Source organism: Psychrobacter halotolerans, assembly GCF_039680845.1.
Lineage (GTDB): Bacteria > Pseudomonadota > Gammaproteobacteria > Pseudomonadales > Moraxellaceae > Psychrobacter.
Genome location: NZ_JBDKWD010000003.1, coordinates 221,415 through 235,105, shown reverse-complemented (window position 1 = coordinate 235,105; position 13,691 = coordinate 221,415). Strand labels below are relative to the sequence as shown.

General features: G+C 44.9%; 9 protein-coding genes and 1 other RNA gene. All 10 read right to left on the bottom strand.

The features are described from left to right. Positions 1 to 228: 228 nt before the first annotated feature. Positions 229 to 1,833, bottom strand: a complete 1,605-nt coding sequence (locus tag AAJP47_RS07555; protein ID WP_346717465.1) for an ABC transporter ATP-binding protein — start codon at positions 1,831 to 1,833, stop codon at positions 229 to 231. A 121-nt stretch (positions 1,834 to 1,954) separates the two neighbouring features. Continuing rightward, complete coding sequence (locus tag AAJP47_RS07550; RefSeq protein WP_346717295.1) at positions 1,955 to 3,022, bottom strand: ABC transporter permease; 1,068 nt, start codon at positions 3,020 to 3,022, stop codon at positions 1,955 to 1,957. Next, positions 3,022 to 4,092 (bottom strand): microcin C ABC transporter permease YejB, encoded by a 1,071-nt coding sequence (locus AAJP47_RS07545; protein ID WP_346717294.1) that lies wholly within the window; start codon positions 4,090 to 4,092, stop codon positions 3,022 to 3,024. The genes AAJP47_RS07550 and AAJP47_RS07545 overlap by 1 nt, the downstream gene beginning before the upstream one ends. Before the next feature lie 158 nt (positions 4,093 to 4,250). Beyond that, complete coding sequence (gene gloB, locus AAJP47_RS07540) at positions 4,251 to 5,030, bottom strand: hydroxyacylglutathione hydrolase (RefSeq protein WP_346717293.1); 780 nt, start codon at positions 5,028 to 5,030, stop codon at positions 4,251 to 4,253. 74 nt (positions 5,031 to 5,104) lie between these two features. Beyond that, positions 5,105 to 6,937, bottom strand: a complete 1,833-nt coding sequence (locus AAJP47_RS07535) for an extracellular solute-binding protein (RefSeq protein WP_346717292.1) — start codon at positions 6,935 to 6,937, stop codon at positions 5,105 to 5,107. A 438-nt stretch (positions 6,938 to 7,375) separates the two neighbouring features. Further along, positions 7,376 to 8,518 carry a 3-phosphoserine/phosphohydroxythreonine transaminase gene (gene serC, locus AAJP47_RS07530; RefSeq protein ID WP_346717291.1) on the bottom strand — a complete coding sequence of 381 codons (1,143 nt, stop codon included), beginning with the start codon at positions 8,516 to 8,518 and terminating at the stop codon, positions 7,376 to 7,378. Positions 8,519 to 8,649: 131 nt separating this feature from the next. Next, positions 8,650 to 9,588 carry a hypothetical protein gene (locus AAJP47_RS07525; RefSeq protein WP_346717290.1) on the bottom strand — a complete coding sequence of 313 codons (939 nt, stop codon included), beginning with the start codon at positions 9,586 to 9,588 and terminating at the stop codon, positions 8,650 to 8,652. Between the two features lie 183 nt (positions 9,589 to 9,771). Beyond that, positions 9,772 to 12,756: a M48 family metalloprotease gene (locus tag AAJP47_RS07520; protein ID WP_346717289.1), complete on the bottom strand. Its 2,985-nt coding sequence runs from the start codon at positions 12,754 to 12,756 to the stop codon at positions 9,772 to 9,774. Positions 12,757 to 12,788: 32 nt separating this feature from the next. Continuing rightward, the gene (locus AAJP47_RS07515) at positions 12,789 to 13,385 is read right to left on the bottom strand and encodes a LemA family protein (protein ID WP_346717288.1); all 597 of its coding nucleotides are present in this window, start codon (positions 13,383 to 13,385) and stop codon (positions 12,789 to 12,791) included. Between the two features lie 195 nt (positions 13,386 to 13,580). Further along, positions 13,581 to 13,677: signal recognition particle sRNA small type (gene ffs / locus AAJP47_RS07510), an RNA gene on the bottom strand. Positions 13,678 to 13,691 lie beyond the last annotated feature (14 nt).

Genomic DNA, 13,691 nt, shown 5'->3' with positions numbered 1-13,691 from the left:
ATCGATACGTGAATAGCTGCATGACTCATTATATGCTGCGGGGATAAATTTTTTGTCGCCTCTGTCACGCTTGCGAACAGTAAGCAAAAAGAATTTATCCCAGTCGCACTGTAACGGTTTTAAAGCAAATCAACTCTATAACAATAGCGTGAGCGTCTATGCCAAACTAGAGACTACTCAAACTTATTTATCATATTTTAAATGGTATTATTTTAAATTTTACTTAGGCTAAATGATACTTGCCTGCAATAATTGCTTGGCATAAGGGTGCTGTGGATTATTAAAAATATCTTCAGTACGACCAGATTCGACACATACCCCGTCTTTGAGCACGACAATATGCTGGCACAGGGCGCGCACGACCTTTAAATCGTGACTGATAAACACATAGCTGATTTGCTGGTCTTGCTGAATCTCTCTTAGCAAATTCACCACGGTTACCTGCGTTGTGCTGTCAAGGGCAGACGTTGGCTCATCTAATATGAGTAAACTTGGCTTCATGATAAGGGCGCGAGCCAATGCCACGCGTTGGCGCTGACCACCTGATAGCTCATGCGGATAGCGCTGTGCAAACTCGGCAGGCAAATGCACCGTCATCAAACTGTCCATGACTGCTTGCTGACGCACAGCCTTATCGACCCCTTGTACCAGCAGCCCCTCTTCTACTACTTGCATCACCGTCATGCGCGGGTTAATACTGGCAAATGGATCTTGAAACACCATCTGAATCTGCGCGCGAAAGGTGCGTAGCGCTTTTTTTGACAATAGCGTGATGTCTTGCCCATTGACTCTAATCTGCCCATTAACCTGCGTCTGATTACTAAGCAGCTGACTCAAGGCCAGCGCAATGGTGGTCTTACCTGAGCCTGATTCGCCAACAATGCCTAATGCTTGCCCTCTCTGTAAGATAATATCCACGTCTTTGACCGCATCAAACCAACGTTTGGTACCACCGAACAAGCTTTTTTCCATCGGAAACTGTACGTTGAGATGGTCCACTTGCAATACGGTTGAAAGCTGACTTTGCTCATTGGTAGATAAGTCCAATGCTTGCCCAAAATCTTGCTTGATCAGCGTGCGCGTGTATTCGGCTTTGGGATGGGCAAATACCGTTGCGGTGTCGCCTTGCTCGATGGTTTGCCCTTGACGCATCACGATAACTGCATTGCTATAACGTCTAACCAGATTGAGATCATGGCTGATTAACACCATGGCCATGTTATGCTGGCGTTTAAGATCATCCAACAGAGCAAGTATTTCATGTTGTAAGGTGACATCAAGCGCGGTGGTGGGTTCATCAGCGATTAAAATATCAGGCTGCTGCGCCAGTGCCATGGCAATCATCACACGTTGGCGCTGACCGCCTGATAGCTCATGCGGGTAACGTGTTAACTTATCGTCAGGGTCTGAGATATTGACATCTTGGAGCAGCGCGATGCTCTTATCTCGCCACTGTTTTTTGGGCACAGCGCTGAGACGTAGCGACTCAGCGATTTGTTTGGCAACAGTATGCAGCGGATTGAGCGCCGTCATGGGTTCTTGAAACACCATGCCGATACGCTGTCCACGTACAGCTCGCAATACCGCATGACGCGTCTCATCATTTGTAATCGGTAGCATTGTCATTCCAGCTGAGCTTGCTAATTTTACCTTACCACTGATGCGCAAATCATCTGGCAACAAACCCAATAGCGCCAAACTAGCAATCGATTTGCCCGAACCTGACTCGCCAACGATGGCTAAGGTTTGCCCTTGTCTTAGCTCATATGACAGCTCATTAACCAGCGTCACATTCTTGGTGGTCACAATACTCAGCTTCTCTACGGTCAGCATCAACTTGTTTGCCGCATCGCTATTGCCTTCCCTAAAACGGTTACCGTCATTGGGGTCATTGCCGTTATTTGGATGATTACTGGCATGAATAAGATTATCGCGTTCTGTCGTCATTGTCATATTAAGCGCGCCTCGGATCAAACGCATCACGCAGCGCTTCGCCAACGAAGATAAGCAGTGATAAAATAAAGGTTAAACTAAAAAACCCGGAGAGCGCGAGCCACGGTGCATCAAGGTTATTTTTACCCTGTACCATCAGCTCACCCAGCGATGGCGAACCTGGTGGTAATCCATAACCCAAAAAGTCCAACGCTGTTAAAGCGATGATATTTGCCGTCAAAATAAATGGCAGCTGCGACAAACTTGAGGCCAACGCATTGGGCAAAATATGTTTTAGCATAATCTGACTGTCCGAAACCCCAAGATTGCGGGCAGCACGGACATAATCAAAATTACGGGCGCGCAAAAACTCTGCTCGTACCAAACCAACCAATCCCATCCACCCAAATAACAGCATCATGGCAAACAGCATGCTGATACTAGGACTAAATAAGCTCACCAAAATAATAATCATAAACAGCTGCGGCATACCGCCCCACACTTCCATAAATCGCTGTCCGGCCAAATCCACCCAGCCCCCATAATAGCCTTGTATCGCGCCGACGATAATACCAATCAACGCGCCAGCAAGCGTCAATGCCAGACCAAACAACAATGACACGCGCATACCATACAGTACACGCGCCAGCACATCACGGCCTAAGTCATCTGTACCAAGCCAGTTTTGACTATTGGGCGCCGCTGGATACGGCAGGCCTAGCTCAACGTTTGGGGTTTGATCAGCGAAAGGAATAGGCGGCATGACATAATAGCCGTCATCATTAATAAGCGCCTGAACCGCTGGGTCTTTATAATTGGTTTCAGTTTCGAACACACCGCCAAAAGCCGTTTCAGGATAAGCTTTTACTATGGGAAAGTAATAACCTCCTTGATATTGCACGAGCAAAGGCTTGTCATTGGCAATCACGTTGGCCGCCATACAGATAACGAATATCACTGAAAACACAAACAGCGATACGACTCCCAGACGATTGCGGCGAAAACGATCAAAACGCGCCTGCCAAATAGGATTTAAACGACGCTTAGTTTCAGTTGTAGAAGACGCTGACGCTGGCTGTTGATTTGACATTAGCGCCCCTCAAAATCGATACGAGGATCAATCAAGTGATAGCTCAAGTCGCTAATCAGCTGCAATAACAGCCCCACCAATGTGAAAATAAACAGCGTGCCAAATATCACGGGATAATCGCGCTGTTGAATGGCTTCAAAACCAAGCAGACCCAAACCATCCAGTTTAAAGATAATCTCAATCAAAAAATTGCCCGCAAAGAAAATGCCGACGATGGCCGCTGGAATGCTCGCAATAATAATCAACATGGCATTGCGAAACACATGCCCGTACAACACCTGTCGCTCGTTTAAGCCTTTGGCACGCGCGGTGAGCACGTATTGCTTGCCCAGCTCTTCTAAAAAGCTAAACTTGGTTAAATACGTCAAGCCAGCAAAACCGCCAACCGTGCTGGCTAAGAGTGGCAGTGCCAAATGCCAAAAATAATCTTTTACCTTACCAATAGTACTTAACTGATCAAAATTCTCGGAGGTCAGTCCTTGCAGCGGAAAAATGTTCCAATAACTACCACCTGCAAAAAATACCAATAATATGACCGCAAATACAAATACTGGTATCGCATGACCAATGGCTAGAAGCATGGCAGTCGCTTTATCGATCCCTGAACCGTGTCGCATGGCTTTATAAACGCCAAGTGGAATGGCAATCATATAAATAAGCAAGGTACTCCAAAGCCCAAGCGAGATAGAAACTGGTAATTTTTCTATGATGAGATCAGTCACCGACTGCCCTTTAAAGAATGACTCACCAAAATCTAACTGCGCATAGTTTTTTAACATCAGCCAAAAACGCTCAGGCGCGGACTGATCAAAACCGTATTGGGCATTGATAGCAGCGACCATTTCCTCCGACAAACCGCGAGTACCTTGATAGGTACTATTATTACCACCTGCACTGCCCGCGCCAATATTGCCACCCAGCGCATTGTCTTTTGTGCCTTGCTCAATCAGCGCCAACTGTTGCTCGACAGGGCCACCGGGTGCCGCTTGTATAATCACAAAGTTTGCCAACAATATCAAAAAAAGCGTCGGTAATATCAGCAGTAACCTTTTTAAGATATAACGACCCATAATGACGGCTTCCTAAGATAAAAAATGCGGCGATGAAAAACAAGCAGATAACTTTTTAAAGGACTCTTTTATTCAATTACTTTTACTAAGTGGCTCTGGTTAAACGATTCTTGTTAAATAACAGTGATTAAATAAGTCCCTTATATTCGCATGCCCCATTAAACATTATTTTTAAGCTCGCGCAGGGTGGCAAACACCGTTAAAGGCTTGTCATCGACCAGTGTGGTTTTAGACTTAACGCCTGCTATCACGCTCGGCTCTTGCGTGCGTAAAAATATATTTACTTCGCGCTCATGCGCAAGCGTAACAGGTAGCGTTGGTATACCTTGCGCCGTTTTTTCTTCCGCTTGCGTCAGCGCTTGCTGCATTGCTTCATTGGCAGGCTCAATCGACAAACCAAAGCGTAAATTGCTGGCCGTATATTCATGGGCAGGATACAAAAGCGCCTCAGCAGGCAAGGTATTTAAACGCGTAAAGCTGTCATACAACTGCTCGATCGTACCAGTAAACACACGACCACAGCCTCCGCTAAATAAGGTATCACCGCAAAAGCAGTGCTTGAGACCGTCGATATCCAATACGTACGCAATGTGGCTTGCGGTGTGACCAAACACTTCCCATACTTGCGCCGCACAGCCCCACGCACTCACCGTACTGTCATGCTTTATGGTCTGGTCTTCTTCCACATTGTGCTCAGCATGTGCCACCAAATGCGTCATCGGATAAGACTCTTGTAGTTCTGCGACACCGCCCGTATGATCGTGATGATGATGGGTGGTCCAAATCGAGGTCAACTCTAAATCGTGTTCTTCCAAGTACGCTATAACAGGGGCTGCTTGACCTGGATCAATCACAATTGCCTGCTTGTTACTGTCGTTAATCAAGGTCCAAATATAATTATCATCAAATGCTTTTATGGGGTGAATATGGATACTCATAGTAAATCCTTACCAGTGGTTATTTTTATTGCTAATATTTTTAGTGATTGTTTATCGTTTAAATGAGAGGTTATTTATCGCTTTAAGTAGTTGTTAACTCGTACCTCGGCTGCTTTATCCGACCACCAATAATCGATACCAACGGCATTGGTCGGCAGCTTATCAGCATGACGGTATTGACTCCAGTAGGCGACATTGGTGCCCGACTTGCCATACAACGGCACCAAATAATGACCTGCGCGCAATAGGCGATCAAGCACATGTGTGTAAAGGACAATCTCGTCACGACTTTTTGCATTGCCCAATTTTTCAATCACTGTATCAATCACTTCGTTTTTGATACCGATGGTATTATGGTTGCCCTCTTGGTCTGCGGCCGCGCTTCCCCAAAATCCCGTTTGCTCTGCTCCAGGGGATAAGCTTTGGGCAAAGACGTCGATCACCATGTCATAATCAAATCGGCGCATTCGCTCGTAATACTGCGGACCATCAACTTGACGTAGGGTCGCATCAAACCCTAAGCGTTTTAGATTGCGAATATAAGGGAGTAGCACACGGCTGTTACTTTCCCCTGTCATCAAGACCTCTATCTTGGCAGGTTGCCCATCAGGTTGATACAGTTTCATATCATTATAATAGAACCCAGCATCTAACAGTAATTGCCGCGCCGCAAGCAAACCTTTGCGGTTAAAACCACTGCCATCACTGGTTAGCAATTGCCACTCTGCCAATACCGCTTGACGCTGAATGGGCTCAAGCTCAGGCAATAATGGAGCGAGTACCTTCATCTCCTCGCTCGAAGGCGTCCCCGTGGCGGCAAGCTCCGAGCCATAAAAAAAGCTTTGTAGACGTTCATATTGATCATGAAATAAAGCCTTATTCATCCACTCAAAGTCGTAAGCGGCTGTTAGCGCTTGACGGACGCGAATGTCTTGAAAGATTGGCTGACGCAAATTCATGACCAAGCCTTGCATTGGCACTGGATTTTCACTGCTGATCGTCTCTTTTTTGATCATGCCAGCCTTGACAGCAGGAAAGTTATAACCCGTTGCCCAATTGGAAGCTTTATTTTCAGCGCGAAAGCGATATTGCCCCGATTTAAAGCCTTCAAAAGCAATCTCGTCGCTTTGATAATACACAAACTTAATCATATCAAAGTTATAGCGACCACGATTGACCATCAAATCACGTCCCCAATAGTTGGGGTCACGCACATAGCTGACAGCACGACCTGCATCGACGCGCCCAAGCTTATAAGGCCCACTACCCATAAGGGGCGTCAGAGTGATTTTTTCAAAATCAGCATCAATAGACGATTTTGCAAATATGGGAAACTGACCAACCGTTAATAAAATCTCTTTATTCTCACTGGAGGCAAAGACAAACTTCACTCGCTGTTTGTCAATAATCTCAACCTCACGAATGTCACCCAAATAACTGCGAATGTACATCGGCCCTTTGTTTAATAACGCATCAAATGTTGCTTTGACATCACGACTGGTCACAGCTGAGCCATCCCAAAACCGCGCCGCTGGATCAACATGATAGATAATCCAACTGGTGTCCTCTGGATCGTAAGTGACTTTATTTGCCAGCTGCGGATACATAGTAAAAGCTTCGTTCAAAGAACCTGTCATTAAGGTGTCGTAGAGATAATCGGTACCAATCATCGCCACGCCTGTGGTCATCCACTTATTGGCACTATTAAAGGTGCCGCGTGCATCTAGTGAGAGCGTGCCGCCTGTTGGTGCTTTTGGATTGGCATAAGGCAGATGAGGCGCATTAATGTAATCGGTAGGGCTATTATGACCAAGCGCTGTCGTCGTCACAGGCACAGCTAAGCTGGCTGGAATCCAGCCAATAGCTATAGCAAGCAAGACGGTTTTTAACATGACATATTTGTTCATAATAAGGTGATGACAAGCCTCTATGCTAAACCAATGGACGCAATGAGAATGTATTCAATGACTGAAAACTCATTGAGAAGTCACTAAAAACAATCCGTAAAATAAATTTTATCATAGCAAACTTAGGTTTTTTAACCTAATACTTTGCCATATTGAGTATGGTGTATAGTCGATCTACTTTAAAAAGACTACGTTTACTAGGATCAATTTTTTGAAGACTTTGTCATATTTGGGAGCAGCCAATGAAAAAATTAATACCAGTAAAACACCCCATAAAATACCCCGTAAAATAGTTTGACGGTATGTACCACGCTTATCTTGGATTAACTATAGATTTCTTTAGTCAATCAAACACCCATCCAAACATCATAAAAAAACAATAAAAAAAAGACGCAACCTCTCGATGTTGCGTCTTTTTATGTTGGAAAATCTATGATCTTAAGCGTGCTTCTTTTCAAAAGCTAGCATAAAGTCAACCAACTGCTGTACCCATTCTAGCGACACCGCATTATAGATACTGGCACGCATACCGCCAACGTCACGGTGACCTTTTAAGTTTAAAAGACCAGCAGCCTCTGATTCTTCTAAGAATACTTTATCCAAGCTGCTATCAGCCAAGTTAAAGGGGATATTCATGATTGAACGATATTGGGTCGCCACAGAATTGCTATAAAAATGGCTGTCATCAATGGTCTTGTACAGTAGATCCGCTTTTTGCTGATTGATTTTGCCAATAGCAGCCACACCGCCCTGCTCTTCTAACCAATCAAAAACCAATCCTGCCAAATACCAAGAATACGTCGGCGGCGTGTTCGACATAGATTCTTTATCTGCCTGATGCGCATAGTTCATCAGCAGCGGACACCACTCACTTGCCTGTCCCAATAGATCGTCACGAACGATCACAATCACCAATCCGGCAGGGCCGATATTTTTTTGGGCACCAGCATAGATCATACCAAATTTAGAGACATCGATTGGCTGCGATAAGATGCAAGATGACATATCAGCAATAAGCGGGGCATCAACTTGTGGTGGCTCAAAGATCTGCAAGCCATGAATGGTTTCATTGGCGCAGTAATGAAAATACGCTGCATTGTCGCTGTTATTCCAACTGTCTGGCGCTGGTACGTCCGTAAAGTTACTGTCTTTACCCGTTGCCACCAAATTAATCTCACCAAGACCCAGAGCGGCGTAGCGCTGTGCCTCTTTAATCGCTTTAGCTGACCAAGTACCAGTGGTTAAATAATCGGCTTTGCCACCATTCAATAGATTCAAAGGAATCGCTGAAAACTGTAAGCTTGCACCGCCTTGTAAAAACAGCACTTTATAGTTGTCTGGAATGCTCATCAACGAGCGCAATTTGGCTTCGGCCTTGTCCGTGATTGCCATGTATTCTTTACTACGATGACTCACTTCCATCACCGACATACCGCGACCTTGCCAGTCGAGCAACTCTTCTTGCGCACGTGACAATACCGCTGTCGGTATCGTGGCAGGTCCTGCAGAAAAATTGGGTAAACGATGGTGCGTCGCATCGCTCGTAGGTGTTGTCTGTGTGGGCACTGAGTTCGTAGACATGGCTATCATCCTAAGGTAAAGGGTTAATCGTTATTAAATGGCTGTTAAATGATTGTTGAAACTTCGTGATTAAACGGACTTTTTATATTGATTCACTGTCATATTATATAGCGGGTAAATCACGCAAACATTTATGACTGATCAGAAATTTGTTCCCAAAGTTGACGCTTCAAACTGCTATCAGTGAGCATCTTATCCAAGGTAGGTACTTCGGTAAGATTGGGGTGTTCAAGACCTTCAGGCAGCGCCGTCAAGGCAGCAACTTGGATCTCCTCACTTCGACCTACCTTGAACACATAACCTGCAAAGCTGGCATTGGCAAGCTCTGCTGTATCCATGCCATCACAGATGGGAAACGATGTCGTCTCACAAGTGATAGAGAGTGCTTGTGTGAGATTGTCCCACAGTTTTTGGCTTTCATTATTAAGGGCTTGGATATCAACCAACACGACCCAATTGCCATAACGACCGCCTTGCAAATCAAAGGGCGCAACTTTAAGAAAGGTATCATGACGAGATTCGATAGAATCGGTTGGTTCAACCAGCGCCGATGCTTGCGCTGCTGGTATATTTGTAGGCGTCGTCGCAATATTAGGGACAGTTGTGTCAAAGCTATAGGTGACTGGGCTTTGCTCTTTATTTGAGTCTGTCAGGCTGTCAGACGTATCCTCATACGCATGGTCATAGTAGCTGCTAATACTGCTACTAATATTACTAATGACATCTTCATCTACGATGTCTGATGTTACATCTACAGACTCATTGTCTATAGTAGGAATGCCCGCCATATCAGGGTTCAAACCAACTAAATTTGTATCATTCGCGTTTAAATCGTTAATGTTTAAGACATCATCGCCCAAATCATTGATGCTTGGCTGACTAGCGCTCGTATGCAAGGGTACAGAAGACTCGGGCGTGTCTGAGACAAGGATAGTCGGGGCAGAAATATCAGCAACGTTGGTCGTCTCTGAGGTTGGTTGTACCCACTGCTTAATACCCATCATTGCCAAAATTTGACGCTGCTGCACGCGACGTTGCAATACAATTAGCGGGTCTTGGGTATCACTCATAAATATCTACTGTCCTACTTGTCTCAAACGGGGTGACGGATTTTTTAGCAACCAATGTATAGTCGATCTACTATAAAAGAAATATAGCAATACTGGCATATTCATATGCGTATATTTTTTATTTAGGACTGACTATAAGCACCAGTATCAGCTATTTTATATGTCACTGTTAGTTAAAATCTCTTAAAACAACTGCCGAACCCCTAACCAGTGCTCGGCTAGCAGGATTAAGCAATCATATTCATCTTGACTGACTATCGTATCGTGTAACATCACTGTATGCAATGTACTTAGCCATCGCTGGTAGTCATTAACAGTATAATTATCCTCGCTCATAATAGTGTCAGTATGATTGCTATGAATATGAGGTATATGAGGCACTGGGGCATTATAGTCTATTTGACGACCATCCTGCTGCCTCTGCTGAGAATTATCGCCATTCTTGACACTTTTATCAGACGCTACAAAAGGTGGCAACGTTTTTATCAAAGCCAATAGCTGCACACTATTAAGATTTTGCGCTGTCAATAACAGCCATTGCAAATCGGCCTCACTAACAGCGGATAAATCAATATCAATCAAGCGTGCATGGCGTCTTAAGTCTACAATATAGTGAGTCACGCTGGCATCATTATAACCGAGTAACGAGCTTTTCTGTGCCGATATCATCTGACCTTTGATGTCTTTGGATAAGCGATAAGCCAATAATATGAGCATCAATTGCCGAGCCACACCTAGACTGTCAAATATAGAACCAGAAGGATCAAGCTGAGCCAGAAGCTTGTCCTTACCTACTTGTAATACTTGCTGCCATGATCCTTGCTCATCGTTTAATACGGTAGACAGCGCAGGCAGTAATTTCAGCAAATGTAGTGCTTGCCACAAGGATAAGATCGAAGAGGTTCGAAGCGTATCCTGCTCCAAACCAGTAAATAGTAATCCGTGCTTATCTCTATAACTTAGTGAACTTGAACGTCGTGAACTTGAGTCACTTGAGTCATTTGCATCGCCCGTTACTTTATCGGCAAAGCTTTTGCTGAGATCAGCTTCTAGTTGCCTTTCAAACAACGCTATCATGCCTTGCTGATAACGACCGAGCATCGTTCGATATTTTTTGTGTTGAACATAATGCTGATGGTATTGATGGCTGGGACGGTTTTGTTGTTTTAGGCGAAGTGTACTGATCGCATCGTCAGACAGATCATGCTGACGCAATTGTTTGATTGCAAGCATAATCAGCGCACTGTCCAAACGACGGTCGAGACATGCCACCCTCTCTAATAATTCAGCATCTATTCTGTGCGGTAAAACTTGCTCATGAGGGGCAACAGACTCTACGATTGAGTCATTTATAGTAGTCTCGCTTTTGGTAGTATCATGTTTAGCGGTAGCACTTTTATAAATAGTACTTGGTACATCAGAAAAGGTGTGCCAAATCATTGTCAGATCATATCTCGCCATCGTTGAAAGCGTATGACCTTGATGGCATAGCATCACCGCTTCAATTAGCGCTTGCGCGCCCAATGGATGGTGACTGTGATTAAGAATATAGTGCGGTATCGACCTTGTTTGTACGTTTTCAGCACTGATTAAAGCCGCTGGCAACTTACTGTCAGGTTTTGCTTGCCACGGCTTGAGTAACTTATGCGCGTCCGCTTCTTGGTCTGCTACCTGCAAACGCCCTTCTACAATCACCTCTTCTTCTAAAACAAACTCAAGTCCTGTTTCAGACTTAAGCGCGCTACTAGTATCCGTATCAGCTTTTAACTTTGGATATGTGGATTGCTTTTTATCGATTGTGTGAATGGTTTTAGTTTGTGTATTTTTGCTTAGGCTATTTTCCTTTATTGTCCCCCAGTCGCACAATCGGCGCTGCTCATAAAGCTGCTTTATTTTTTGTTGATTGAGACGCTTTTCATTAGCAATTTGTGTGGCAAAACTCTGATAAGCGCTGGCATTGATAGCACTCATACGCTCAGGTAAACTCGGATGAGTGGCGAACCATGACACCTCGCCTAAATCAGCGCCACTGCTAGCAAAAAAGAAATGACTGAGTCCATTGATATCAGCGACGCCTATCAATCGTGAGCCAAGCGCGTCTTGATGAACGGCTTTTAAGGTCTCTATAATCGCAGGCGAGCGCGTCAGTTGCACGCTGGTTGCATCAGCCAATAACTCACGCTCTCGATTGAAACTGTGTTTAATCAGCTGAGCACTGGCCATACTCGAAAAACTTAACGCGCTTATTATTAATGTCCATATACTAGGCAATGCTGGCCGTCCAGTGGCCGCTTTATTCGGCAGCCACATTGATTGGCTCTTAGCGATGTGCTGCTGCTTTTGAGACTGAGTTTTCCAATAGGCGGCCCAATCATCATATGTCTTAATATCGAACGTCTGTGTGTCAGTGCTTGCTATGGGGTTATTATTCTGCCTATTGTGACGACGAGAATGACCAGAGCCCATAGGATTAATAGGATCACTCCAATCATATAACAATTGTAGGCCTGCAAGCACCACCATAAGTTTTAGGTTAAAGGCGGCATCACCATGCAGAATATGACCGTACTCGTGACCAATGAGTCCGTACAGCGCCTCATCTGACAACTTATCCAGCGCGCCTTGGGTCACCACCAGCACCATATCTTGACTATGGCGACCAGCGACAAAGCCGTTGATACCTTGCTCACTGGCCAGTACGTACAGAATCGGCATACGTAAGTCCGAAGCGATGGCTAGCTGCTCGGCAATCTCATAATAACGACGATAGACAGGCGGCAAATCGCGCTGATCACGCACCGCAATTTGCTGGTGACGGTAATGAACTTTTTGTTCAGGCTCATGCTGATGAGCAACGCCGCGACTTTGCTCCCAAGCCTCTTGGCTACGGTCAATAAAAACTCTAACCGCTCCTACTCGCTGAGCAATGGCACGACCACCCGCTCTTAGTCGGCGGTACTCTACCAAGCTGCCAATAAGAAAGCTGCCTAGTGTCCACAGAGTCACCAGTATCAGCACCCAATAGGAAATACCGCCATTAAACAATGTCAGGAGCAGTGCCATGACCGCGATAGCCACTGCCATATGAGCCAGTACCACGAGAAAGAACAGCCCATATAGCAATAAGCTGCGCTGGGTCCGTGTCCGCTGTGCCCTAAAAAAGTCCATTTATAAATCTGACCTAACGATAAGCGAACGCATCAGCTCATATCAACCGTTGGTGCTTGGATAATCGCCTTTCTGTCTTCAAAAATCAGCGGACTTAAAGGGCGAAACCCAAAGGTGGTACTAATCAGATTGTTTGGGAATACTTCGCGATCATTGTTATAGAACATAACGCTGTCGTTGTAATGCTGGCGCGCAAAACCAATGCGGTTCTCGGTGTTGGTCAGCTCATCCATCAGCTCTTTGATCATACTGTCAGCTTTTAGTTCCGGATAGGCTTCCACGACAGCGGAAAACTGCCCTAATGCTTTAGACAACATGTCTTCTGCTTTGGCAAATAATGCCATATGCTCGAGCGAATCTGGTTGATGCTGCTTTGAATCTTGTAAGTTTTGAGCATGGTTACGCGCCCCAATGACCCGAGTCAACGTGTCTTGCTCATGCGTCAAATAACGCTTTGCAGCCTTAACAAGGTTTGGAATCAAATCGTGGCGGCGTTTTAGCTGTACGTCAATTTGTGCAAAACCATTTTTTGCTTGGTTGCGAGCGCGTACCAGCTTATTAAATATCGAAACACCAAACACGACCACCAGCACGATAACGGCAACAAACAGCCAAGCAAACAGTTTCATAAAGGCATTCCAAAACGTTGAGGGTTAACAAAAGTTAGTACCTGATATTCTAACCTATCTTAATCCCCGTATTATTAGAAATGGGCAAAAAATTTTGCAAAAAAAAGCCCTTTAAAATGAAGAGCTTATTATTACTTAGCAGTATTTTTAATAGTTTATCGAAACAGTTGCCAAATTTTAGGCAAAAAAAAGCGACTCCATCAGCACATCCTCGGCACACATTGTGACTATTACCGTTGCTACCTTCCGGTCCTGGCGGGATTCATAGAACAATGTTGCGAGGCTACCAATGGAGCCACCAGTCGC